The organism is Nitrosopumilus sp. (assembly GCF_025699125.1).
Lineage (GTDB): Archaea > Thermoproteota > Nitrososphaeria > Nitrososphaerales > Nitrosopumilaceae > Nitrosopumilus.
The window spans coordinates 159,372-183,658 of sequence record NZ_JAILWC010000001.1 but is presented as its reverse complement, the minus strand read 5'-3'; the positions used below and the strand labels follow the sequence as shown (position 1 = coordinate 183,658).

32 protein-coding genes are annotated in these 24,287 nt (G+C 35.7%); 16 read left to right on the top strand and 16 right to left on the bottom strand.

Features of this window, described 5'->3' with window-relative positions; genetic code table 11:
* Position 1 precedes the first annotated feature (1 nt).
* Complete coding sequence (gene pth2, locus K5783_RS01085) at positions 2-355, bottom strand: peptidyl-tRNA hydrolase Pth2 (RefSeq protein ID WP_297471734.1); 354 nt, start codon at positions 353-355, stop codon at positions 2-4.
* Between the two features lie 66 nt (positions 356-421).
* On the opposite strand from pth2, the gene K5783_RS01080 reads away from it, so the two are divergent.
* The 5 genes from K5783_RS01080 to K5783_RS01060 are packed head-to-tail and all read left to right on the top strand — an operon-like array spanning position 422 to position 4,553.
* Positions 422-1,558: an NAD(P)/FAD-dependent oxidoreductase gene (locus tag K5783_RS01080; RefSeq protein ID WP_297471733.1), complete on the top strand. Its 1,137-nt coding sequence runs from the start codon at positions 422-424 to the stop codon at positions 1,556-1,558.
* Positions 1,559-1,612: 54 nt separating this feature from the next.
* Positions 1,613-1,792, top strand: a complete 180-nt coding sequence (locus K5783_RS01075) for a zinc finger domain-containing protein (RefSeq protein ID WP_297471732.1) — start codon at positions 1,613-1,615, stop codon at positions 1,790-1,792.
* A 3-nt stretch (positions 1,793-1,795) separates the two neighbouring features.
* Entirely contained in the window at positions 1,796-2,077 is a 282-nt protein-coding gene (locus K5783_RS01070; protein WP_297471731.1) for an elongation factor 1-beta, read from the top strand.
* Between the two features lie 8 nt (positions 2,078-2,085).
* Positions 2,086-4,254 (top strand): CDC48 family AAA ATPase, encoded by a 2,169-nt coding sequence (locus tag K5783_RS01065; RefSeq protein WP_297471730.1) that lies wholly within the window; start codon positions 2,086-2,088, stop codon positions 4,252-4,254.
* 2 nt (positions 4,255-4,256) lie between these two features.
* Positions 4,257-4,553, top strand: coding sequence for a hypothetical protein (locus K5783_RS01060; protein ID WP_297471729.1), 297 nt, complete (start codon positions 4,257-4,259; stop codon positions 4,551-4,553).
* A gap of 3 nt (positions 4,554-4,556) precedes the next feature.
* Here K5783_RS01060 and K5783_RS01055 read toward each other — a convergent pair whose 3' ends face one another.
* Positions 4,557-5,444 carry a heme o synthase gene (locus tag K5783_RS01055; RefSeq protein WP_297471728.1) on the bottom strand — a complete coding sequence of 296 codons (888 nt, stop codon included), beginning with the start codon at positions 5,442-5,444 and terminating at the stop codon, positions 4,557-4,559.
* A 98-nt stretch (positions 5,445-5,542) separates the two neighbouring features.
* Between K5783_RS01055 and K5783_RS01050 the strand changes: the two genes are divergently transcribed.
* Positions 5,543-6,634, top strand: coding sequence for a plastocyanin/azurin family copper-binding protein (locus K5783_RS01050; RefSeq protein WP_297471727.1), 1,092 nt, complete (start codon positions 5,543-5,545; stop codon positions 6,632-6,634).
* A 2-nt stretch (positions 6,635-6,636) separates the two neighbouring features.
* Positions 6,637-7,023, top strand: a complete 387-nt coding sequence (locus K5783_RS01045; RefSeq protein WP_297472682.1) for a M67 family metallopeptidase — start codon at positions 6,637-6,639, stop codon at positions 7,021-7,023.
* Between the two features lie 7 nt (positions 7,024-7,030).
* Here K5783_RS01045 and K5783_RS01040 read toward each other — a convergent pair whose 3' ends face one another.
* Positions 7,031-7,420 (bottom strand): cyclophilin-like fold protein, encoded by a 390-nt coding sequence (locus tag K5783_RS01040; protein WP_297471726.1) that lies wholly within the window; start codon positions 7,418-7,420, stop codon positions 7,031-7,033.
* Positions 7,421-7,536: 116 nt separating this feature from the next.
* On the bottom strand, positions 7,537-8,025 hold the full coding sequence (locus K5783_RS01035) for a cupredoxin domain-containing protein (RefSeq protein WP_297471725.1): 489 nt from the start codon (positions 8,023-8,025) through the stop codon (positions 7,537-7,539).
* 731 nt (positions 8,026-8,756) lie between these two features.
* Between K5783_RS01035 and K5783_RS01030 the strand changes: the two genes are divergently transcribed.
* The 4 genes from K5783_RS01030 (at position 8,757) to K5783_RS01015 (ending at position 11,568) form a co-directional block, all read left to right on the top strand.
* Positions 8,757-8,927, top strand: coding sequence for a hypothetical protein (locus K5783_RS01030; RefSeq protein WP_297471724.1), 171 nt, complete (start codon positions 8,757-8,759; stop codon positions 8,925-8,927).
* Positions 8,928-8,929: 2 nt separating this feature from the next.
* Positions 8,930-9,496 (top strand): Lrp/AsnC ligand binding domain-containing protein, encoded by a 567-nt coding sequence (locus tag K5783_RS01025; protein ID WP_297471723.1) that lies wholly within the window; start codon positions 8,930-8,932, stop codon positions 9,494-9,496.
* 446 nt (positions 9,497-9,942) lie between these two features.
* Positions 9,943-10,572, top strand: coding sequence for a DUF47 family protein (locus K5783_RS01020; protein WP_297471722.1), 630 nt, complete (start codon positions 9,943-9,945; stop codon positions 10,570-10,572).
* 9 nt (positions 10,573-10,581) lie between these two features.
* Positions 10,582-11,568 carry an inorganic phosphate transporter gene (locus K5783_RS01015; protein WP_297471721.1) on the top strand — a complete coding sequence of 329 codons (987 nt, stop codon included), beginning with the start codon at positions 10,582-10,584 and terminating at the stop codon, positions 11,566-11,568.
* Positions 11,569-11,786: 218 nt separating this feature from the next.
* On the opposite strand, the gene K5783_RS01010 is transcribed toward K5783_RS01015, so the two are convergent.
* The 4 genes from K5783_RS01010 to K5783_RS00995 form a co-directional block, all read right to left on the bottom strand.
* A complete protein-coding gene (locus K5783_RS01010) occupies positions 11,787-12,224 on the bottom strand; it encodes a universal stress protein (protein ID WP_297471720.1) in 438 nt (145 codons plus the stop codon).
* On the bottom strand, positions 12,221-12,688 hold the full coding sequence (locus K5783_RS01005; RefSeq protein WP_297471719.1) for a universal stress protein: 468 nt from the start codon (positions 12,686-12,688) through the stop codon (positions 12,221-12,223). The genes K5783_RS01010 and K5783_RS01005 overlap by 4 nt, the downstream gene beginning before the upstream one ends.
* A 100-nt stretch (positions 12,689-12,788) precedes the next feature.
* Positions 12,789-13,103 (bottom strand): hypothetical protein, encoded by a 315-nt coding sequence (locus tag K5783_RS01000; protein ID WP_297471718.1) that lies wholly within the window; start codon positions 13,101-13,103, stop codon positions 12,789-12,791.
* A gap of 78 nt (positions 13,104-13,181) precedes the next feature.
* A complete protein-coding gene (locus tag K5783_RS00995; protein WP_297471717.1) occupies positions 13,182-14,000 on the bottom strand; it encodes an adenylate/guanylate cyclase domain-containing protein in 819 nt (272 codons plus the stop codon).
* 204 nt (positions 14,001-14,204) lie between these two features.
* Here K5783_RS00995 and K5783_RS00990 point away from each other — a divergent pair, with 204 nt between their 5' ends.
* Complete coding sequence (locus tag K5783_RS00990; protein ID WP_109876710.1) at positions 14,205-14,462, top strand: DUF2024 family protein; 258 nt, start codon at positions 14,205-14,207, stop codon at positions 14,460-14,462.
* Positions 14,463-14,516: 54 nt separating this feature from the next.
* Positions 14,517-14,699 (top strand): hypothetical protein, encoded by a 183-nt coding sequence (locus tag K5783_RS00985; protein ID WP_297471716.1) that lies wholly within the window; start codon positions 14,517-14,519, stop codon positions 14,697-14,699.
* Here the strand turns inward: K5783_RS00985 and K5783_RS00980 are convergent.
* The 4 genes from K5783_RS00980 to K5783_RS00965 form a co-directional block, all read right to left on the bottom strand.
* A complete protein-coding gene (locus K5783_RS00980) occupies positions 14,696-16,735 on the bottom strand; it encodes a sodium-translocating pyrophosphatase (protein WP_297471715.1) in 2,040 nt (679 codons plus the stop codon). The genes K5783_RS00985 and K5783_RS00980 overlap by 4 nt on opposite strands.
* Positions 16,736-16,770: 35 nt before the next feature.
* The gene (locus tag K5783_RS00975; protein ID WP_109876712.1) at positions 16,771-17,148 is read right to left on the bottom strand and encodes a hypothetical protein; all 378 of its coding nucleotides are present in this window, start codon (positions 17,146-17,148) and stop codon (positions 16,771-16,773) included.
* A gap of 153 nt (positions 17,149-17,301) precedes the next feature.
* Complete coding sequence (locus K5783_RS00970) at positions 17,302-17,766, bottom strand: GTP-dependent dephospho-CoA kinase family protein (RefSeq protein WP_297471714.1); 465 nt, start codon at positions 17,764-17,766, stop codon at positions 17,302-17,304.
* Between the two features lie 41 nt (positions 17,767-17,807).
* A complete protein-coding gene (locus K5783_RS00965; protein WP_297471713.1) occupies positions 17,808-18,920 on the bottom strand; it encodes an Mrp/NBP35 family ATP-binding protein in 1,113 nt (370 codons plus the stop codon).
* Between the two features lie 167 nt (positions 18,921-19,087).
* Between K5783_RS00965 and K5783_RS00960 the strand changes: the two genes are divergently transcribed.
* Genes K5783_RS00960 through nadC form a run of 3 tightly spaced genes read left to right on the top strand, consistent with a single transcriptional unit; the run spans position 19,088 to position 20,736 of the window.
* Positions 19,088-19,684, top strand: coding sequence for a DNA-directed RNA polymerase (locus K5783_RS00960; protein ID WP_109876900.1), 597 nt, complete (start codon positions 19,088-19,090; stop codon positions 19,682-19,684).
* 1 nt (position 19,685) lies between these two features.
* Complete coding sequence (gene spt4, locus K5783_RS00955) at positions 19,686-19,874, top strand: transcription elongation factor subunit Spt4 (protein ID WP_109876714.1); 189 nt, start codon at positions 19,686-19,688, stop codon at positions 19,872-19,874.
* Positions 19,875-19,917: 43 nt separating this feature from the next.
* Positions 19,918-20,736: a carboxylating nicotinate-nucleotide diphosphorylase gene (nadC, locus tag K5783_RS00950; RefSeq protein WP_297471712.1), complete on the top strand. Its 819-nt coding sequence runs from the start codon at positions 19,918-19,920 to the stop codon at positions 20,734-20,736.
* Here the strand turns inward: nadC and K5783_RS00945 are convergent.
* The 4 genes from K5783_RS00945 to K5783_RS00930 all read right to left on the bottom strand — a co-directional run bounded on the left by K5783_RS00945 (position 20,733) and on the right by K5783_RS00930 (position 24,144).
* On the bottom strand, positions 20,733-21,128 hold the full coding sequence (locus K5783_RS00945) for a tetratricopeptide repeat protein (protein ID WP_297471711.1): 396 nt from the start codon (positions 21,126-21,128) through the stop codon (positions 20,733-20,735). The genes nadC and K5783_RS00945 overlap by 4 nt on opposite strands.
* Before the next feature lie 5 nt (positions 21,129-21,133).
* Entirely contained in the window at positions 21,134-22,090 is a 957-nt protein-coding gene (gene nadA, locus K5783_RS00940) for a quinolinate synthase NadA (RefSeq protein ID WP_297471710.1), read from the bottom strand.
* Between the two features lie 92 nt (positions 22,091-22,182).
* Complete coding sequence (locus tag K5783_RS00935; RefSeq protein ID WP_297471709.1) at positions 22,183-23,001, bottom strand: aspartate dehydrogenase; 819 nt, start codon at positions 22,999-23,001, stop codon at positions 22,183-22,185.
* Positions 23,002-23,259: 258 nt separating this feature from the next.
* On the bottom strand, positions 23,260-24,144 hold the full coding sequence (locus K5783_RS00930) for a CBS domain-containing protein (protein WP_297471708.1): 885 nt from the start codon (positions 24,142-24,144) through the stop codon (positions 23,260-23,262).
* Positions 24,145-24,287: the final 143 nt, after the last annotated feature.

The window sequence follows — 24,287 nt, the reverse complement described above, 5'->3', positions numbered from 1 at the left end:
ACTAGAGAAGTTTTAGATCGGCAGTTATTTTGTCAATCAAATTTTCAGGAGCTGGTCCAATAGATATGCAAGTTGTGGTTCCAGGGGCAATTTGCGTATGACCAGCATCAGTAACTTCAGACCATGGAAGATTCAAATCTATAGCATGTCGTTTCACTTCTTGTAATTCTTTAATTCCAGACACTTTGAGTACAACTTTTTCTTGCCCACCCCACCATTCTTCATACCATTCAGGATGAGATTTTCTTACATGTTCTGCACCAAGAACACAAGCATGTCCTACTTGTGCAGCTATCTTTCCTTTTCCCATTTTTAGATCAGTTCTAACCACAATTACTTGTTTTATGTCTCCCATATGCTAATCAAATACAGGCTTAATGAAAAACTTTTGAATTAAATAATTGACAAAGAAACGAAATCTATGTACTTTGATGTAGTAATTGCAGGCGGAAGTGTTGCAGGATTGTTGTGTGCACGGGAAATTGCATCAAAGGGGTTTTCAGTACTTGTCATTGAAGAAGATTACGAGATAGGCACACCCGAACACTGTGGAGGTCTGGTCAGCATTGGAGGATTGGAAGAACTTGGAATCACCCCATTTAGAAAAACTTTTGATCATATGATAGAGTCAGCAGAAATTACATCGCCAAATGGAAATAGTTTTACGATTAATTCAAAGAAACAAAAAGTTGTAGAGGTCAGTAGAAGAGAACTAGACAAACAAATAGCTTTTCAAGCTCAGAAGAACGGGGCAGTTATTAAAGTCAGAACTAGTTTTCAAGAGATTACAGATACAGGAATTAGAACAAATGAAGAAAAGATAGATTGTAAAATATTTGTGGATGCAAGGGGAGTATCATCACTTATTCATAAAGACAGGACAGGAATTTTATCATCAGCTCAGTATGAAATCTATGCAGATTGGATACAGAAAGGGAAAGTCGAAGTGATTTTTGATCAGGAAAAATATCCAGGATTTTTTGCATGGATTATTCCATCTGGAGAAGCCAAAGGGAAAGTGGGAGTAGCAGGAAGAGGAATTAATGTTGCTGAAACACTAGATAGAATTCTGGAAGAGAAGAAAAATTATTCAATTATTAGAAAAATATTTGCACCAATTTGGATTAAAGGCCCAATTGAAAATTTTGTTGAAGGAAAAACAATAATCATAGGAGATGCTGCAGGACAAGCAAAACCAACAACTGCAGGAGGTATTTTTACAAGCGGAATGGGCGGAGTTTATGCAGGACAAGCAATTTCAAAATTTTTAGAAACTAATAACAAATCAGATCTCGAAGAATATCAAAAAAAATGGACGGATAGATTTGGCAAAGAATTTGAAAAACAATTACTTGCTAGAAAAATTTTAGAGAGAATTGATAACAACACAATCAACAAATTATTTGAGTCAATCACACCAGAGATCACAAAAGAGATTTCAGAAAAAGATGATTTTGATTTTCACACCGGCTCAATTATCAAACTATTAGGAATCAAAGGCTCTTTGAAAACTGTCCAAGCTCTAGTGGGCGGAGAAATCAAAAAATTATTGAATTAAAACGTGCTCAAATTCTAAGCAAGGTATAAATGATGTTTTCAGAAAATTGGGGATATGTCGTCTACAATTTCCTTGCCAACATGTAGTTGTTGTCACAGACCTATAATGCCTAATGATAAATGTGTAAAATTCAATTGTCCGGATTGTGGCGGAGATTTAATTTGGAGATGTCAGAGTTGCAGGGAAGCAGCAAGAAACTATACTTGTACTTCATGTAATGTATCGGGACCTTAGAAAATGACTCAGTTATTATTAATCACAAAAATTCTTCCTGACGGAACAGAAATAGATTTAGACAAATTAGCAGAATCTATCAAAGGAGCATTAAAAGAAGGAATTTCAATGAAAAGGCACGCAAAAGAGCCATTGGCTTTTGGTTTAGAATTTCTTAAAGCAGAATTCATTCTAGAAGACGAAGAAGGACAAATGGATTCATTGGAAGATGCCATCAGGTCCGTAAAAGGCGTAAGTGAATTTGAAGTGCTCAACATGAGTCGAATGTCAGTTGACATGAAATAGGAGATATTTTGGCACGCAAAGAAGAACCTTTGCAAATGAGAATTGGGGAAGCAAAACAAAGGGACGTAGGTAAAAAACGTGCAAGAATTGGTCCGGAAGCCATGGACTTTCTTAAAGTCACACCAGGAGACATTATTGAAGTTATGGGTTCAAGAACTAGTTGTGCAGTTGTTTGGCCAGTTGACGAGGATGAAAAATTTCCAGACATCATAAGAATTGATGGGCAGACAAGAAAAAATGTAGGAGGTTCACTGAATGATTTTGTCAAGATTAGAAAAGTTACATCAAAATTTGCAAAAGCAGTTTCACTTACTCCAGTAAATGATTCAGTAACTGTAGACAAAGAGTTTACAGATTTTGTCAAAAACAGATTGAAAGGATTGCCAATCACACATGGAGACGAAATATCCGTAATGATTTTAGGAAACTCAATGGACTTTAAAATTACAAAGACTACTCCAAAGGGAGTAGTAAAGATTGATCGTTCTACAAATCTTAACATTTCAACTGAATCTACAGTGGATAGAAAAGTTAGAGTGACATACGAAGAAGTGGGTGGATTAAGACACGAAGTTAAAGCGATGAGAGAGATTGTGGAATTACCATTAAAACATCCAGAATTATTTACAAGGCTGGGAATCGAGCCACATAGTGGGATTTTACTTTACGGACCTCCAGGATGTGGAAAAACATTGTTAGCTAAAGTCATGGCAAGTGAATCAGAAGCAAACATGTTTTCAATTAATGGGCCTGAAATAATGAACAAGTATTATGGGGAGACAGAAGCTAAACTAAGAGAGATTTTCAAAGAGGCCAAAGATAATTCCCCAAGTATAATTTTCATTGATGAAATTGATGCGATTGCCCCAAAGAGAGAAGAAGCATACGGAGATGTTGAAAAAAGAGTTGTCGCTCAATTGCTAGCATTAATGGACGGACTGACTGATAGAGGGAATGTCATTGTACTTGGTGCTACAAATAGACCAGACAGTGTAGACCCAGCATTAAGAAGACCAGGCAGATTCGACAGAGAATTTGAAATATCAGTACCCAATGAAGATGGAAGATTAGAGATTCTAGAGATTCACACACGAGGCATGCCAATTAGTGATGACATTGATTTGAAAGACCTATCATCAGAATTACATGGTTATACAGGTGCAGATATCAAATCACTCTGTAGAGAAGCTGCACTAAAATCAATTAGAAGATATCTACCAGAGATAGATCTTGAAACTGAAAAGATTCCTTCGGAAGTGTTACAGTCAATGCAGATTAAATTAATTGACTTTTACGATGCAATGCATGAAGTAGTTCCTACAGCTATGAGAGAATTTTATGTTGAAAGACCAAAAGTTTGGTGGCAAGATGTAGGAGGATTGGAAGATATCAAAAAAACATTGACTGACAATCTAATAGTTGCAATGAAAGAACCAAGCAAGTTTACCAAGATGGGAATTAGACCACCAAAGGGTGCTTTAATTTATGGGCCTCCAGGATGTGGAAAAACATTGCTAGGAAGAGCACTTGCAACAGAAACGGGTGCAAACATGATTCTAGTTAGAGGTCCGGAGATTCTTTCAAAATGGATGGGGGAATCCGAAAAAGCAGTAAGAGAGATTTTTAGAAAAGCAAAAGCATCATCGCCTTGTGTAGTAATATTTGACGAGTTAGATTCCCTAGCCCGCTCTAAATCAGGTGAAAGTGGACCTGGTGAAACTATTCTGAGTCAATTACTAACAGAGATTGAAGAAGGTATTTCATCACGAGTTGTAGTTATTGGAATTACAAATAGACCAGATGTCATAGATAATTCGTTATTGAGAACTGGAAGGCTAGATCTAGTTCTTTATGTTGCACCCCCAGATGAAAAAGGCAGATTAGAGATAATCAAGATTCTAACAAAAAAGATGCCTTTGGCAAATGATGTAAAATTGCAAGAGATTGCAGTCGCCACTCAAAACTATACAGGTGCAGATTTAGCAGCACTTTGTAGAGAAGCAGCAGTTCTAGCAATGCGGGAGGATTCAGCAAAAATTTCCAGTCAGCACTTTGCAAATAGTTTGAAGCAAATCAGGCCATCAATTACAAAAGAAGTTGATCAATGGTATAACACAGTTAAGGAAAGTATATCTAACGTAGTACCAAAGACAGGAGATAAATCATTCTACGGATAAAAATGGCAATACCACTACGAAACACAATATATGACAAGATAAAGGAAGCAAATTCCTTAACAGATATTGAGCTTTACAAAAGCTTGACTAAGGACGGACATATTATACCAGAAGACAAATTCAACAAACTACTTTTAGATTTAGAGATTCTTGGCCTCATCACAGTTGCGTGGATCACTAAAGAAGAGCGCAGAATAGAGGCAAAAGTTGTTGAGGAAGAAGCAGATAGCATAGAAGAACAAAATAAAGAAATGATGGAAAAAGACTATGAAGCAAGTTTTCCAGGTTTTGAAAAATAATTCCTAAAACAACGGAATGTGAAATGCAGCATCCAATGCAACTGCTACAAAAATAATTGTAAGATACGGGGCTGTAACTTTGTATGCTTTCCATGCAAAGTCAGAAGTAGGATTCTTTGTTAATTTATAATGATACACAAGCATTAGTCCGCCAGAAACTATGGCAATGATTGTGTAAACAATCCCCATACCGTCAGGAATTAGTGAGAGTGTCAACGAATAAGGAACTAAAATTAGAGTATTTCCTAAAATGAATTTTGATGTTTTTTGCATGCCAATCACGACAGGCAACATAGGAACCCCAGCTTGAGCATATTCATCTTTAATTTTCATTGCAAGACACCAAAAGTGGGAAGGAGTCCAAACAAATACCAAAAATCCTACCAAAAACCCCAACAAATCCATACTACCAGTTGCTGCTGCCCATCCAGCCCAAGATGCTGCACTGCCGGCAATTCCTCCAATCACAATATTTGATGTATTTCTTCGTTTTAGCCAAACAGTATAGATGATTACATATGAGAATATTCCAACTGCAATAAAGAACGCAGATACTGCATTTAATGCAAAATACCCATAAATTACAGATACACAGCTTACAGTAATTCCATACAACAAGACTTTTGATGCAGCCATTCGTCCTGACGGAATTGGTCTAGTACTAGTTCTCGTCATTTTTGGATCAATGTCTTTGTCATAATAGTGGTTTAGAGCACTAGAACCTGCAGATGCCAATGCTCCTGCTATAATTATGTGCAAATAAGACCAATAATCAAGTTCAGGTGCTCCTGGAACTAGTTTACTTGCAGCATACATCGATGTAACTGCAGTAATTACTAAAAGCACAACAATTCTGGGTTTTGATATCTCCAGTATTTCGTTAAATCCCAATTGACTCTATCCGCTCTCAAAGCCATTTAATTTCTTCGTCTACGTGATCCATTGTATTTCAAAAGGAATAAGTATCTCAGCCCTACCAGCTATCTTAAATGAGTAATTGGGACCTCATGATGCCTGGAATGGGACTTACAGCTATAGGCTTGGCTGGTCTTACATTGTCTTATGCAGGCATTGCACACACATTCATAGATGGAATGCATGCATTAACAGGTCTCACCATGTTTGTCGGTTTGATTTTCTTATCAGCAGGTATCCTAGATGGAGGAATTTCTACCAGTAACAGAGCCAAGGCAACGACTTTGGTAATTTTGTCAATAGCATTAGGATTTGGAATGTTTGCATTTACCATGAACACGTCAAACTACACAGTTACAATAGCAGGAATCTTAATGGCAATTGCCTTCCCGGCAATCATAATAGCATACCTTGCAATGAAACATCCGTCTTTTGTAAAACCTGTTGGTGCAATTGTTGGAATGGCGGCCGCTACAGGGATTATCGCATGGGTAGCTTTTGGATTTGTAAGTCCGGACACATACATGATACCACAAGAAGTAGGAGTCGAAGAACCAACTGAAGAAATTTCACCAACCGGGCCAATCTTTTCGATTTCAATTCTAGAAGGTTCAGCCCAAGAAGGCAATCCAGACTATGATCCAGATGTTGCGATAGTTACGCAAGGGCATATCATAGAATGGACAAATGAAGATTCAGTAGCGCATACTGTTACTAGTGCAGTAGACTTTGGAGAAACATTTGACTCAAGTTTGATGAGTGCAGGTGATGTCTTTACGTTAGATACTAATAATTTGGAAGTTGGAGAATACGAATACCTGTGTATTGTTCATCCATGGATGGTTGCATCATTAGTAATTGAAGGAGCAAAAGAACCAACAAAAGTCACAATTCCAGAAGGAGCAGCAATTCCAGAAGATGGTAAAATCTATTATGATCCAAAAGTAATTGATGTCACAGTTGGAACTACAGTAGTTTGGGACAATGTAGACAACACAATGCATACAGCAACTTCAGGCAGTCCAGATACAGGTGCAGACGGAGTATTTGATTCAGACATTCTATCTACAGGAGACACCTTTGAATTTACATTCACAGATGCAGGAAATTATGATTATTATTGTATATTGCATCCATGGATGATAGGAACAGTCAACGTAGAATAGATTTGCAGAAAATCACCATATCAGAATCAGATAAAAAAATTCTATCAGAGTATTCAGAAAATCAAAAACCTAACGAGTCTTGTGCCATATTATTTGGAAAAAATGACACAGTATCAGATTTATTTTTAACAAAAAATATTGAAGAGTCACCTGTAAATTTTACAATCTCAAACGAACAGTTAATTGAAGGATACAAAATGGCTGAAGAGAAAAATCTTGATGTGGTAGGGATATTTCATTCACATCCAGATTCAGATGCTTTTCCGTCAAACACTGACAAAAAATTTATGCAAAGCAATCCAGTAGTGTGGATAATTTATTCTGGAATAAATAAGAATTTCAGAGCATTTATTCTTGAATCAGACATTATAGAAATCCCAATTGAATAAAATTAAGTTAAGATTTCAATTGAAATGTTGCGCGTTCACCATCTGCAGAATTTAGAATAGATTTATCAGGTGAGATAATTTTTCCAAGAATATTCACAGGTGAAGCGGGAGTGATTTCTCCAGGATTGCCAATTGGGGTAGGGCCGTAAAATAGGCATATTGCTTTTCCAGTAGGCCAATATGCAACATCATTAAGATCAACAGGAGATTTTGCATTTTCTTCAGGTTGAGAGATTGGAGATTTTGAAGTATAGATTTCATCACCCCACACATTCAGGTCCACTGTGAATGGCAACTTTCCAATAAAATCTTTAACTGTTTTTGGGGAATTAACATCATCCAATTCTAAAAGTATACTTGATGAGTGTGGCATTTTGATTTCAACTTCATATTTCATGAACTTGGATAATCTTTGAATTAAATAAGAACTGTGAAATTAATCCTGAGCACAATACTGCAAATAATACAAACAGACAGAAGATATTTTCTAGGAAATTTTCATTTTTCAATAATTTATTCAGTAATTGTGATAGTGCCTTTCATACCAGGGTGAATTGAGCAATAGTAATCAAAAGTGCCTGCTTTATCTGCCAAAAATGTGACTGATTCACTTTGAAAATAACTAAGATCTTTGATATGTACATTAAACTCATCAATATTGAGATTGTGTTTGGAAGGATTGTCAAGTTGGTTCTTTTCCTCATTAATCAAATGAATCTGAACAAGATTTCCTTTAGACATAACAATTGAAGGCGATGTCCCAGATGATGATTGAAGTGCCTTACCGCCTTTGGTGAATTGATAATGGTAGATACCTTGAGGGGATTTTACTGCCTTTAGGAATACGTTTGTAGAAGGAGCGAAAACAAAACCATCATAATTAACCGGACTAAGCGAATTCAATGCAATTCCCCCTATCAAAATAACAACACCTGCAACAACACTAACTGAAATTATGTTTGTTCTAGATAGTTTGGATAATTTTTTCTTTGTCTTGTTCAATGTTTAGAAATAATTTTCTTGCATAAATACAATAATTAACATTGTTAAGGAACCGCTAAAAGGAAATAATGAATTAGTTTTTTATGTCGTTTAGAAAAATTTGCCCTCTATGCAAACATGAATTTGTGTCATTGGAAGATTACATGTTTCACATCAAAACTAGTCACAATAAAGTATCACCAGACGAATTCGTAAAAAAGCATGGCGAATTAAAATGGACATTTAGAAACTAGTTATTATTTAAAAATTCTATGAAATAATTCAGGGTTTTCAACATAAAACATTAGAGAAATTACTGAATGTGTATTTTACCTGAATGGTTAAAATGTAGAAGCCAAAATGATGCTTAATTAGTACGTCTCAAGCAGAAGTTGAGTAGCAGTACAGCGCGGGTTTTAACTAAGAATCACATCATTTTACAATAGGGACCTCTACACAAATAGATTAACAGCATTTGCGTATTTATCATTCACTTAACATTGTTAATTATTCTGTAAATACTTGAATCTGGAAACAATGATGTGAGATTACCCTATTGAAAACATGTATTGTATGTGGAAAAGAATTTGAACACTGGTGTGATGATGTTTGTTCCACAGAGTGTTCTGATCAATTAGAACACTAAGATAGATTCATTGGTAGCCCAACATTGAGATATCACTACATCTATCATAGAAATTGAATTAACAATGTTAAGTAACACGTTATAATCTCAAATTTCAAGTTTTTGTATGAAACCAAAGTTATCATTTAACAAAAATTTGGTAAAAAGCATACTAAAAAGAGAAACCACATTTTCCAATAAATGCAATATCTGTGATATGGAGTTCACTGATCCAGAAAGAACTAAAAAACACATGATAAAGGCTCATTCAAAACCCAAACGTGTAAAAGATCACTAAATATGGCTAAAGCATATATCTTAATGAATTGTGATTTGGGTTCAGAAATAGATGTCATTTCCTCACTGAAAAATATCGATGGCATAAAAGAAGCTCATGGCACACTTGGCCTTTATGATATTGTTGCAAAAATTGAACTAGGATCAGAAGAGAAAATTCGAGAGGTTGTTACAGGCGTTATTCGGAAAATGCCCAAAATTCATTCTACTTTGACTTTAACACGTTCAGAATCTGAAGAATTGTTTCAAACTTCTGAAAAATTGCTTGGAGCAATATTGGGACAAAATCTAGCTCAAGCATATGTTGTAGTTCACTGTAAGAATGGAGAAGAGTACACTATCCTGAAAAATATCTGCCACATTCCAGAGGTAAAAGAAGCTGATGTGGTTTTTGGATTATATGATGTAATTTGTAAGATTCAAGCATCAGATAACAAAACACTTGAAAATGTCATTACCAAAGATATACGTGCATTACATTACATTGAATCCAGCATGACATTAAACATAATCAATGAACAGGAACAACGTACTGAAGAAATACTCGATAGACACATGATGGTAAACTAACGTGGCGGTATTTTGAATTTGACTAAAAATAATTTACATAATAAAATCAGGGGTGATAGCTCATGGGATTAGGAGTAAAAATCATCATATTTGCGATCATAGCAATTCTTGTACAAATATTTGGTATTGTTTTATTGTAATATTTTTGTGAAAATCTCAATTACAGATTTGTGATATTGAATTTAGATTCAGTATGAAAAGATACTTTGGATTAAATAAGATCTATTAAACGAGAGTCATTTAGAAGATTTTTCAGGTAAATCCACATGTCGGGACTAGAAATTTTTTGAACGGATGCATAGCCACTTTTGATGTTCTTCTAACTGCTGAACTGTCTTGAATGACTCACCACATTTGCAAACAATAACCACATACTTCCAATATGATCGATATTCTATATAGTTATCATAGGCTAGTTTTTAATTACGTAGTTCGGGGGGTAATTTATGGGACAATGGTTATCATGGATAAAATCCAATGAAAAAGAACTACTAAAGATACTTGATGATTTAGCAAAAAAAGCAGTTGAAACCGCGGAAGCAGTGGTTGTTTTATTCAACGATCTTAGTAATGAAAAGCAAGCAAAAAAAATTCATCAATTAGAAACAGAAGCAGATGTTTTGACAAGAGACATTTTTTCGGAATTAAACAAGACATTCATCACACCTTTGGATCGTGAAGACATGCAAAGAATTGCATCTAAAATAGATGATGTGATTGATTTCATGGATGGAATTGCAGCTAGGGTTCACAGCTATCAAATAACTAGTCCCCCACCATACACGGTAGAGATGGCTCAGGAGCTTGTAAAGGCCACAAAAGAAGTAGAGTATATGGTTTCAAAGTTACAGCGCATAAAAAATCCAAAAGACATGATTGAGCATTGTAGAAACACTAGTGATATTGAACATACTGTAGATGATTTGTATAGAGAGGCCATAAAAGAACTGTTTGAAACAAATGATGCAATCAAAATCATCAAACTAAAAGATATCTACGAAACAATGGAAACTGCATCAGACAGATGTGTAGATGTTGCAGATGTCATCGAGGATATCGTCCTAAAATATACCTGAGATGATTAAATGATAGAAATAGCAATTGGGGCAATCATAGTTGCGTTAATCTTTGATTTTGTTAACGGATTCAATGATTCTGCAAATTCCGTTGCTACTGTAATTGGAACACGTGTACTAAAACCAATTCATGCAGTAGGGTTATCTGCTACAATGAATTTCATTGGACCTTTTATTTTTGGAGTGGCGGTTGCAACTACCATTGCAAAAGGAATTGTTAGTCCTGATGACATTACAGTTTACATGATCATAGGAGGGTTGGCAGGAGCAATTGGTTGGAGTACTCTTTGTACTTATTTTGGATTGCCAATTTCAAATAGCCATTCCTTGATAGGAGGCATAATGGGCGCAGGCATTGCAGGATTAGGATTTGAAAAATTGGTTTACGGGGGTTTGGCAAAAGTTTTTGCAGGAATTGTCATTGCACCGATTGGTGGAATAATTTTCGGTCTTTTAATCACCACGTTGATCATCACAATATTTGCAAGTCACAAACCAGGACCAGTAAACAAAACATTTGGCAGATTACAAATTATTTCTTCAGCATGGTTTGCTTTAACTCATGGAGCCAACGATGGACAAAAAACAATGGGGATTATTGTGTTAATTCTATTTTCTGCAGGAATGATTCCTGAACTTGATATGCCGATATGGGTAATCTTGGCTGCTGCAACAGCGATGGGTTTGGGAACTTTCTTTGGAGGATACAAAGTAATCAAAACTTTAGGAGTAAAGATCACAAAACTCAAACCATATCAAGGATTTGCAGCAGAAACTAGTGGAGGATTAATGCTGGCAATCTTTGCAGTATTCGGAATTCCAGCTAGCACCACACATGCAATTACTGGAACAATTATTGGATCAGGAGCAGCACGTAGAAAACGTGCAGTACGATGGAAAGTAAGCAGGCAGATTGTATTTTCATGGATAATTACAATCCCAGGCAGTGCATTGATGGGAATAGGAATTACTTATTTGATTCATTTGTTTGTTTGAAGGCATATTCTTTAATCATCAATAATTTTCCACACATTCATCTTTGAGAGACAATACTCATGTTAATTCGTAGTTGCCAATCGTTTCAATAATTCATGCAAATTCAGTAGGAGTCTACAAGACACAGATGTCTGCACTTAAAATCAAACCTACGCCACACATAACAAGATGAAAAAATTCAGATGTTGCTTTAATTCAGACAGGATATTTTGATAAAACTAGAGAATCAAAATTGGACAAGTTGCATTTCTGAAAACATTTTCAACCGTACTATGATAATGTTGTTTTTCATAATGAGAAACAAGTTTTGTTTTTGTCATTACGATCAAACCTACATTGTGTTTATCTGCAAATTCAAGGATTTTGATGGATGCCAATCCGTTTTTGACAATTTTAGAATCACAAGAAACATCATGTTCTTTGGCCAATTTTTTTAATTTTTGATGTTGTATTTCAACTAGTTTACTTTCTTTTTCAAACTCTTGTTTGCTTGTTTTTGTCTTAAAAAATCCAAACGTATGTCGTTCTTCCAAACAAGTGAGGATCGTAATCTTTGCACCAATCGATATTGCTAGAGACATTGCTTTTCCAAATGCTTTTTCGCTACCTGAGTTTCCATCATATGGAACTAAGATATGTTCAAAGAGAGGGTTCATTTATTCTCAACATCGATTAATAAAATAGGACAGGATGTACTTTCCACAATCTTTCTTGAAACACTGCCTAATGAGAGTAGTTTTTTGACCCCTTTGAGCTTTCTTCGTTTTGACATAACAATTAGATCTACTTTTTCTTTTTTAACAGTATTCAAAATTATTTCAGATGCATCCCCAATAACTACTTGAACTTTGGATTTGATGTTATTCTCTTTACATTGCTGAGTGTATTTTTCCATCTTTTTCTCCATATCTTGCCTCATTTCCTCGTTTACTTCGTCAATGGATTTTAGCAGACTGTTTCGTTCTGATGAGGATAACGCAAATGAAGGGGGATACTGTACAGCTTCTACAACATGTAAAATAATAATCCGGGATGATTCTCTAGCTGCGTAAATGGCATGCTTTAATGCCTCATCTCCTGCCGGAGTTCCTGCATGAGGTAAGAGAATAGTTTTGTACATTATCTGTTTGTAAACAACTTGGTAAATAAACTATTAAGATGTTGGAAGATTAGAATTTTTGTTGAAACAAGTATTGTAAATGCAAAAATCACTTTGGATATTATTTCGAGGATTTTTTTATTTTTTTAAAGAGTTTAAACCCTGTCTTCATTATTTTGATTTGTTTTATGATTTTCATGGTTATTTTTAGTATTTTAAATCCTACAAATATTGGCATCAGGACAAGCATGATTATTTCAAGCCAATATTTTTTTACGAAGTGTTTAGCATTTCGTATCTCAAGATATGCCACTACTAATTCGATAGTCAGTAGGCACACTATCGCCCAAAAAATAATATCGAATATCATTATTGTTTGCTCTGTAATTGCAAGCAGGGGTTTAGAAATTCCCAGAGCAGAATGTTCAATGTTCACTAAACCAAAGAAAAAAATCAGAATTAATGTAAACGTGACAAAACTTAGTCCCTTCTTAAACAATGGTGGGAATATCATTTATTTTCCAACATATGCATATACTGGATAAGCTTTTTTGGTTTTTGCAGATTTATAATCCCAATTAGATTTTTCCAAATCTAAATGAACAAAATATTCTTGAATGGAGCCATGAAGTTTTGTATACACATCACCGCCAACCATTATTTGGTCAGGTTGAGCTAAATTTTGAATTTTAGCTGCCATGCTAACAGACGGTCCTAAAATATCCACATGTGCCTCTTGCAAATCATCCCCATATCGTACAATTGTGTTTTCGCCATAATCTATACCGATCTTTATCTTTAATTCCGGAAGGTTGTTACTTTTTAAAATCGGGTTTATTCCAACTTTGATAATTTTCAACATTGATTCTGCACAAGAAACTGTCCTGTTTGCAACAGATGTGGACAGTTCTTCTGCAACAAAATATCCAATCACAGCATCACCAACAAATTTCAATACAAATCCATCATGGCGTTTTATCACATAAGCCATCTCTTGAGCAAAGGTGGTAAAAATAGTAGCAAGTTTTTCTTTTGGCAAATTTAAGATCATGGAGGTGGACCCAACCAAGTCTACAAACAAGACTGCCATGTTCAGACTCTGCAATACTCTTTCTCTAAGAAATATTTCTGATTCTTCGGTTACCGCAGAATACAGAAACTCCTGATTTAGTGATTTGTGTACTCTGTCTTGTATCTCTTCAACTAGTGTTTCAGAATCTACAACTTTTTCTGTACCGCGTCCTAGTAACATATCAACTATACTCGGGGTTTTTGGTGATAGTAAATTCTTAATTCCTATTTTTGCAATATCTTTTGCATTGTTTTCCAACAAGATACTTGTGATACACGCTAGTTTAAGTTGTTAGATAAAAGGTATCAAGATAATATCTGAGCATCTTTCCAGAGTTTCTTCACTTTTAATGGAATTTTTAAAAACAAAGAATCTTCTTTGCATGTTATACAATTATAGAATGAGCGATAGTAGACTAGCATGAAAGGTGTTTTGAATTAAATACCCCTTTTGTTAATTGACAATATGGAAATTCACGTATACGACACTTATGTCAAAGCAGCAGATGGTCATACCATGCACTTTGATGTAATTACTGGTGAAAAAGATCACGATAAAGCCATAACATATGGTAAAGAGTGGTTAGAATCAATAGGTGAAGGACAAGCAGAGATGACTACAAACGAATGTCAATTCTGCCATTCACAAGGTGCACCAGAGCCTGTAGAGCAGGCAATTAAGGAGAAAGGCTACTTTATCCAAAAGATGGAAGGCTGTCCTTAAACATTTTTTTCTTTTTCTACAAGACTTTTTTAGATTGATCATTTTAGAAACAACATGTCAGAACACAAGTATTCAAAGTGGACTGTTGAAGGAGACAAGAAAACCAAATGGATTTGCGGATGCTTTCAGACAGCAGATAATTATTTCAAATTCTGCGATATACACGGTATAACTTTGCAAAAGGCAATTCAAGCTCAAATTGACGAGTTAGATATGACGTTGATTGTTGAAGATTAGATTGCAAGAATTGCAACAAATGCAGACACAAAGACTATAGCAATTGTGTTAAGTAATTTGATCACAGTGTTTAGTGCAGGTCCTGCAGTGTCTTTGTAAGGATCACCAATGATGTCTCCAACTACTGCAACTTTATGGATTTCAGAACCTTTTTCTCCTCTCATTTCTACCAGTTTCTTTGCGTTATCCCATGCACCACCAGTGTTTGCCAAGTGATATGCCAAGAGGATTCCAGTTACAACAGCACCCATCAATAGCCCTGCGACTGCAGTTGGACCTAACAAAATTCCCAAAATTATTGGTGCAAGAATTGCAACAATTGCAGGTTTCCATAGTTCTTTAATTGACGCAACAGTTGCTATGTCTACACATTTAGCATAATCAGGTTTTGATGTTCCAGCAAGAATTCCAGAATCAGCTTTGAATTGCCTTCTTACTTCATCAACCATTTTTCCTGCAGCCCTTGATACACCGTTAATGAGTTGGCCTGTAATGATAAAGGGAATCAGACCACCAATTAATAATCCAACTATAATTGCCGGATTTGTTAAACTATAATCTAATACCAAAATACCTGCAAAGATATGAGATGCTTCAAATTGGAACGCTTGAATCATAGCTAAAGCAGCTAATGCGGCACTAGCAATGGCAAATCCCTTTGTAACTGCCTTTGTGGTATTTCCAACTGCATCAATTTCATCAGTGACTTTACGATTTTCCTCGCCCATTCCAGTCATCTCTACAATTCCGCCAGCATTATCTGCAATTGGTCCAAATGCATCAATACTTAGAACAATTCCAGCAAGACTCAGCATTGCCATTGCAGTCAAAGAAGTTCCAAAAATTCCATACAGTACTGGGTCTGCGCCTTCAGGAGCAGCTGCAGAAGCAATGCTATAAGATAGAATAATCGCTACAACCAGTGCAATCATAAATGGTCCGGTAGATTGCATTCCTTTGATAATGCCCATTAATGTCAATGATGCATATCCCCATTTTGCAGAATCTGCAATTTCTTTTACAGGGCTTTGTTTGTAACTTGTGTAGAAATCAGTAATTTTTTGTATGATTGGAACTAGAATTACACCAATCACGGTAGAGCCAAACAGGGCATAAGCTGTTGAGGAATCATCAATGAATTGTGTAATGAATACAAAGTTTAATGCAATTGCAATAGCTGCAGATACATAAAATGAACGGCTAAGCGGTTTCATTACATCAGTAATATTCTTAGAGCCAACAATTACAACACCGATGATAGATGCAATCATTCCTGAAGAACCAATTAAAATTGGATAAAGGAAAAAGTTTGGTGCGCCAATTAATGCTGCAATAAGTAGCGCTGCAAGAATTGTAACAATATAAGATTCATAAACATCAGACCCCATTCCAGCGGCATCTCCCACATTATCTCCTACATTATCTGCAATTGTTGCAGGATTTCGTGGATCATCTTCAGGAATATTTGCTTCAACTTTTCCTACCAAGTCAGCGCCCATATCTGCAGCTTTTGTGAAAATACCACCGCCAATTCTAATGAATAGTGCTATGAGACTTGCGCCAATACCTACACCTGCAATTGTGATTGGATCTGGAAACATCACATAAAGACCAGTAATTGCTAAAAGGGCCATTGCTGGAACTGCTAGACCAACTGTAGCACCGCCTCTAAATGCCATGGCAAATGTTTTTCCTAGTCCACTGCTACTTAGATGGGCAGCTCTAACTGCTGCTTTGACTGTGATTTTTAATGAAATAACTCCGGCAACTGCAGACAAGGTAGCACCTACTGCAAATGCCAATCCGTTTGAAGGTTGAAGAAAAGCGCCAATAATTACTGATAATCCTATAGCAACAGGAATGATAATTTTCATCTCTCTTTTTAGAAATGCTGCTGCGCCTTCTTTGACAGCATTGGAGATATCCATCATTTCTTTTGTTCCTGTTGGTTGTTTGGAGATCCATGCAACCAAACCTCCAGCGACTAAAAATGATGCAATGCCGGCAGCAAAAGGCAGAATCCCCGATATTTCCATGTTATACCCAGCTTGCCAAAGTCTGGAAATATAAATCAAATAGCAGAGATCTTGTTTCTTTTTCGATAAGGCAAAAATGTTTTGCCTCCAAGCCCTTGTCTTACTAATTTGTTGAATCTTTTGCCATGAGCAAGATATGGAAATCTCATATGGATTAATTCATGGACAAGAGTGTTTTCAAGAGTTTTCTCATCAGGAATTTTTCTCACATTTATGAATACTAAATTATGCTGAAGGTAAGATACCCCATAATACTTGTATGCAGATGTACGTCTGCCTTCAGTCATTTCCTTTGGAGCATCAAGAACTTCTTTTGTGGACAATAGAATTCTAGGTTCTGGAATAGAGAAACGGTTTGAGTAGATTCCAACTTTTTCTAATATTTGTAATCGTAATTCAGGATCAAGTTTCATTGTTTTTTCTACAACAATTTGCGTTTATCTTGAAATGTCAATTGTTGTGAGAAGTTTGGTGTATTTTGATTCTTTAAAAATATGAATTAATAGGGTCAGAAGGTTTAGTAGAGTAATCATCAATCATACAGCCACCGTCTCATCATACCCCAATTATTCCATTGAATCAAGTAATGATTGTGCTTTATTTCTAATTTCTGGGGTAATCTTGACTATAACTAGTCCTTCATTTGGTTGACCGTACAGAACAGTTGCATTTTCAGGAGCATAAATACAGACTGGTAAGACCAGAAGATCTTCTTCACCGTTTACAGTTAATCGTATTGGAGTTTTCATTGTAAAGGCTTTTTTAATTACATCCATGCTGTTTGATGTGATTTCTGCAGGAGGATTATCAACTGTCAATTCAATTGCAGATTCCAACTTGGGAGGTTCTCTTTTTTTCCTTTTTTCCAAATTGTCAATTATTTGCAAAGAAGGAATCAGACCAAACTCAATCATTTTTTCAGTTGTCCTATCACCAACGGTGATAATGTAGGAATTCTCTGGAAGATGTTTTTGAATATTTGTTTTGTCAGCTTGGCTTTCAGGTAAAAGTAATCCTAAAGGAACTTTCAATTGGTCTCGTAGAGATTCAGATAATTTCACATTAATCGTGACTATACAGTACTTGCCTCAGGAGATGACTCTTCACTAGAACTTTCAGATGCCATCTCATCTTGTAACTTTGCTGCAAGAATACTGCATTGTGCTGCAATATTTTTTGCACTCTTTCTAAAAGCCAGAGCACTTGGAGAATCAGGATTTGTAATCATAATTGGTTTTCCCAAATCAGAACCTGCCATGATTCCAGAGTTTAATGGAATCTCGCCCAGGAAAGGCATGTTGAATTGTTCGCTAATTTTCTTTGCACCGCCTTCACCAAAGATGTAATGTTTGTCATTGCAATTTGGACAGAGAAAGTAACTCATGTTTTCAACTACGCCAATGATTGGAACGTTTAGTTTTTCAAACATGGATACAGCTTTGACTGCAACGTTGCTTGCTACATCTTGGGGAGTAGTGACAACAAGAATTCCAGTAATAGGAATTGTTTGTGCAAGAGTTAGTGGAATGTCACCAGTACCCGGTGGAAGATCTACAATAAGATAGTCTAAGTCAGACCAATTAGTATCAACTAAAAATTGTTTCAGTATTCCAGAAATGATTGGACCACGGTAAATTGCTGCTTGATTAGACTGGTCTGCAAAGAAACCAAAAGAAACAACTTTTAATCCATTAGAGTCTGCAGGTTGGAGTTTGTTGTCTTCTACTTCCATGAATCCATCCTTCATTCCCAACATCAGTGGAATGCTAGGACCGTAGATATCAGCATCTAACAATCCAACTTTAGCTCCTGATTCAGATAAAGCTAATGCTAAATTCAGAGAAACAGTTGATTTTCCAACTCCACCCTTGCCACTTGCAACACCAATGATATTTTTGACAGTTGCCATTCCAGTATCAGCATCAAGTGAACGACCTTCCATTACTTTGGCAGTTACCTTCAAATCAAAATTTTTCAAATCAGTTATTTCACCAATTACCTTTCTCACATCATCCTCAATTTCGACATTGAATGGACATGCAGGAGTCGTTAGTTCCAAAGTAAATTTCAAATCACCATCATTTAGTTCCAAATCTTTAATCATGCCCATTGATACAATGTCTTTTTTCAAATCAGGATCAATGACAGTGCTAAGTTTTTCAAGGACTTGATCTATTCCAACCATTGTGTCAAAAAGTCAGTTCACTTTATTTAAACGTGAACTACAGCTCGCAACTATAAGTTAGATTACAAAAAAAATTGTCATTTATTTGAAAAATTAGCAAAATCTTTGGAAATTCAAGCCTAAAATACCTAAACATTCATAAATTGAAATTCAAGGAAAATACACAGTTGTTTTCTATATCCACCCTAGTTGATGTTGTTAGGATTCCCCCTAGCTTGTTTGGAACCACACTCAAAAAGGCGGCAGTGAACATACTCAAAGAAAAGTACGAGAGTATGATTAATGCAGATTTAGGTTACATCATTATGATTTTAGATGCCAAAGTTGACGAAATGGGAAAAATGATTGCAGGCGACGGTGGAACATTCCATAAGGTTCAATTTGAGGCATTGACATTTTATCCAAAATTACAAGAAATTGTTCAGGGAGAAATTGTAGACATTACAGACTTTGGAGCATTTGTAAGAATTGGTCCAACTGATGCATTGCTTCATTTATCACAAGTTATGGATGATTACCTAAAGAGCGATGTAAAATCTGGAATGATTTTAGCTAATCAAAGTGGAAGAACACTAAAAGTTGGTTCTACACTGCGTGCAAGAATTACTGCAGTATCATTAGGCAAAGCTGCCGCAATGGGCAAGATTGGAATTACTTGCAGACAACCATTCCTTGGTGCAGATGATTGGATTGCAGAAGAGATAAAGAAAGCTGGTGGAGGTTCAGACAAACCAGCAAAAGAAGCTGAAGTAGAGGCAAGTTAGAATGGCACGAGAGATGGCATGCAGAAAATGCAAGTTTGTTACCACAGGTAAAGTCTGTCCCGGTTGTAAATCATCAGATTTGACACCAGATTGGAGTGGAATAGTACTTGTAGTTGATCCAACTAATTCAGAGATTTCAAAAACTTTAGGCATTACCCAAAAGGGCAAGTATGCAATCAAAGTAACATAAAAAATTTCTAAATCTTTAAAATCACATTAGCGTTTTAACAATAATGTTGTCATTTAATTCCAAAAAACAGTTGTCACAGTTTCTTGCTGAAGATATCGGTACAGGAGACATTACAAGTTCTCTGTTATCAAAAAAAAAGATCACAGCCAAAATAATTTCAAGGGAGAATGCCGTAATAGGAGGAGCATCACATGCAAAAGAGATTTTCAGATTAAAAGGATGTAATGCAAAAATTCTGAGAAAAGACGGCTCAAAAATTAAACCCAATCAAGCAATAATGATCATTTCAGGAGATGCTGGCAAGATTCTAGCGTGTGAGAGAACTGTGTTAAATCTCATTACAAGAATGAGCGGAATTGCAACTCAAACAAATGATCTTGTAAAGAAGATTCCAAAAAATGTAAAATTGTATGCAACAAGAAAGACAGCCCCAGGACTAAGATATTTTGATAAAGAGGCAGTAGAGATTGGAGGGGGTAGAAAACACAGACTCAGACTAGATGAAATGGTGATGATAAAAGACAATCACATTGCAATTGAGGGGTCATTGGAATCGTTAATTAAAAAAACAAAGAAGAGATACAAGAAATTTGAGGTTGAAGTTGAAAATACTTTTGATGCAATTCTTGCAGCAAAAGAAGGAGCAACAATAATCATGCTAGATAATTTCTCACCAGTACAAATCAAGAAGACAATTCAAGAGCTAAAAAATCAGAAATTACGAAACAAAGTAATGCTGGAGGCATCAGGCGGAATCAATTCCAAAAATATCGAAAAGTATGGAAAAACAGGAGTGGACATCATATCGGTTGGAAGCATAACGAATTCGGTTAAAGGAATTGATGTGAGTTTAGAAATTTAATGATTCAGTTCTTCCAATAATGCAATAACTGCTTTGTTTTTGGGGTTAATTTCTTGAATCTTTTCACAACATTGAATAGATCTTTTATTTTCACCTAATTTTTGGTGAGAATACGCTTTCAGTAATAAAACTTCAATGTCATAAGAACCAATTTCAAGTGCTCGCTCAAAATAAGTTATTGCGGTTTTGTACTTTTTTTGCAAATAGTAAATGCCACCCAAAGTAAACAAAAGATCATGATGATGTGGAACTTTGTGCAGATATTCTGTGCCGGATTTTAATGCAGCATCGTATTTTTTTTCTTTAACTAATTTTTTGATCTCTTTAAGTTTTTCAATATTTTTTTTCTTTTGAGGATCTTTTGGAGTGAATAATCCAACCAAAAATATCACACAGTTTAGCTGATTTCAAGCATTCTATTAATTGCTAAACGAGCCTTATCTGCAATCTCTTTTGGAACAGTGACGATGTTTTTTTCATTAATTAGTGCATCATATACTTTTTCAAGAGTAATCATCTTCATGTATTGACATTCAGCTTTCTCAGATGCAGGAACAAATGTTTTTCCAGGATTTTGCTGTCTCATCCTATACAAGATACCGGTTTCAGTTGCAACAACAAAGTTTTTTGATTTTGATTTGTTTACATGATTCAGCATTCCTTCTGTTGAGAGAATTGAGACTTTTTTGTCATCAAAGCTTCCATCTGCAACGTCATACATCATTGGTGTTGTACAACTGCATTCTGGATGAATGATAAATTCGGCATCCTTCATAGAGTCTAATTTTTCAGATACGTCTTCAGGCCTAATACCTGCATGCACATGGCATTCGCCTGCCCAGATATGCATATTTTTTCTTCCAGTCATTTTTGCGACATAAGATCCAAGAAACATGTCAGGCAGAAACAAAATCTCTTTTTCTTCAGGAATGGACTTTACCACATTAACGGCATTCGATGAAGTACAGCAATAGTCAAGCTCTGCTTTAATCTCTGCAGTGGTATTGACATATCCTACTGCAATGGCATTTGGATGTTGGTTTTTCCAGTTACGCAGTTCATCAACAGTGATAGAATCAGACAAGGAACATCCAGCATCTAAATCAGGAAGCAGTACTTTTTTGTCAGGACTGATTATTGCTGCGGTTTCTGCCATAAAATTTACACCGCAAAACAGAATTATTTTTTGATCCACGTTTGCTGCTTGTCGTGATAGACCCAGAGAGTCACCAACAAAGTCTGCAACATCCTGTACGTCAGGAATTTGGTAGTTGTGAGCTAAAATTACCACATTTTTTTCCTTCTTGAGTCTCAAAATCTCATCTTTGAGTTGGGATGACTGTTGGACTAACATAGACCACGAAATTTGAGTTTGTGAGAATTTAAAGAATGGGAAGTAGACCGTAATTCTCTGAAAATATAGCTAATGTGGCAATTATTGCCACATTAGGTGCCAATCTGAATATCATCAGAGCAGTATTTTCTCAGAGTTTCAATTGCAGACAAAATTGCCAACCTGCTGGTTTTTGGATTGCTAGGATCAGGGAAATTTTCAATGGTAAAGGTCATTTTTCCAAATTTTCCTTTAGCTTCAATGTGATGTGTGTTTTTGTCAGTATTGGGATCTGCAATGATTTTTACAATTGTTTTTTCACTTCCTATTCCACATAATGATAAAAGAGCAGCGACATTGATGTTTGCAGGAAACATAGACACAGCTTCTTTGGCAGTTCCTTCAAAAATTATTGTTGATGAGTCAATTGCATCTAAATTAATATCCGAAGTTTCAAAAAACTTTGCACCTTTTAGGGAACGTGGATGTTTGGTTGTTGTGAGGGACAAGGATTCCAATTCATCTTTGACTGATTTTAAGCCATCCAGTCCTGCAATTGCGCCGGATGGAAGATAGATTGTTTTTTTAAAGTGGTTGCATGCATCTGATAAAACATCATAAATTGATTCATCCAATAAAGCACCAACACTCATGATCATCAAGTCACGCTTGTTTTGCAATACACTCAATGCAACATCTTTTACTGCGTCCTGGGATGCAGCTTCCACAATAATGTCAATTGGATTTGAAGACAAGAGATGCGAATTTTCAACAATCAAGGGCTTGTTGTTTAATTTTGATGCAAGTTCAGTGGCAGCATCTTTTGAGTTATCATAAATGTGAGTCAGAACTCCTGGAATTTTACCTGTGTCAATTGCATGAGCAATCTGGGTTCCAATTGCACCACAACCCAACAGACCTATTCTTTTCAATTAATAATACTAGGGAAGAGTCACTTAATTAATCTAAAAAAATCAGGTATTATTTTCCGCATTACGACTAGAATCTACCAAGGTTTACCAAGGATGTTTGTTTTGCACGCCAAAATAGTTTTAGTGAACTTTGGCTACCTCAACTTTGAAGAAAATCTAAGAGACAGATTTGCAAAATTGTTTCCGCTTACGGTACCCACAACAAAAATTCTGGACTCCCAATAAAATCACAAATAGAATCAGGGGTTTTTACCATTGTTAGAAGTTTACATCCTTGCCGCAATGAGGACATTTTTTTGTCATTTCAAGTCTGACTTCAGATTTCTGCAAATCTTCAGATGATAGAGCCAAACAAATATCCCAGGGACTGACAACGATGTCCTTGTAAATTACATAAGGATGTTCCATTCTGTTCATCACTGAACAAAGTTTGTCAAATGGAAGATCTTCAGTAAGAACTTTGATGTGATCAAATGTGAATTTGTTAATTGGGACATCCAGCAAGTTATCAATATCTTTTTGGAACTTTAAAATTCGTGAGAGTCCTTCAAGAATTGTTCTATCACTGATAAATTGGTTTGAGGTCCCCAGTAATAATTTTCGTGTTTTGTTGTTAAACATTAGATCAAGTATTTCTCTTAATGGTTCGTCTCCTTGAAATGTAATAATCTTCTTTTTTGGCATTGAAGATATCGAAAGATCAGTTTTGTATTTTTTTCCCACCTCAAGCATTTTTCTTGCAGAAACCGGAGAATAACTTCCAGACTTATTTTGTATAACTGCAAATGCTCTTCGGCTATTTTTCCAAGTATCCATTAGATCTTTGAATTTAGTTTGGCTAGTAACTTGAGGGACGTCCTTGAACATAATTTCTTGGGTTGTGTGTTGATATTGAGAATCGCGTGTAGGATTTTTTCGCAAAAAATCTAAAATGTCGTACCCACCTACAAGTCCTATGGATTTTCCATCATCTTGAACTACAAGTGCATCTATTGTAGATTCCAAATATTGAGCACACATTTCAGTAGATACCCAAATCTCTCTGTCTTTATCTACAAACACACAATTTGTATCAGTTAAGGTATCTGGAAATAGTTGTCCTAATGTCAATTCCATAATTCCTTCTTTGTTTACAGATCCCATTTGTTCTCACTTGAAATACGTAAAAATGGTATTTTAACAGATTCTTGATTATTATGTTAGAAAATCAAGGAATACAGCTAATTCATTTTATGTTATGTATTTGTCAAAATAATCATACACATCTTATCATTTTTGAGAATTGA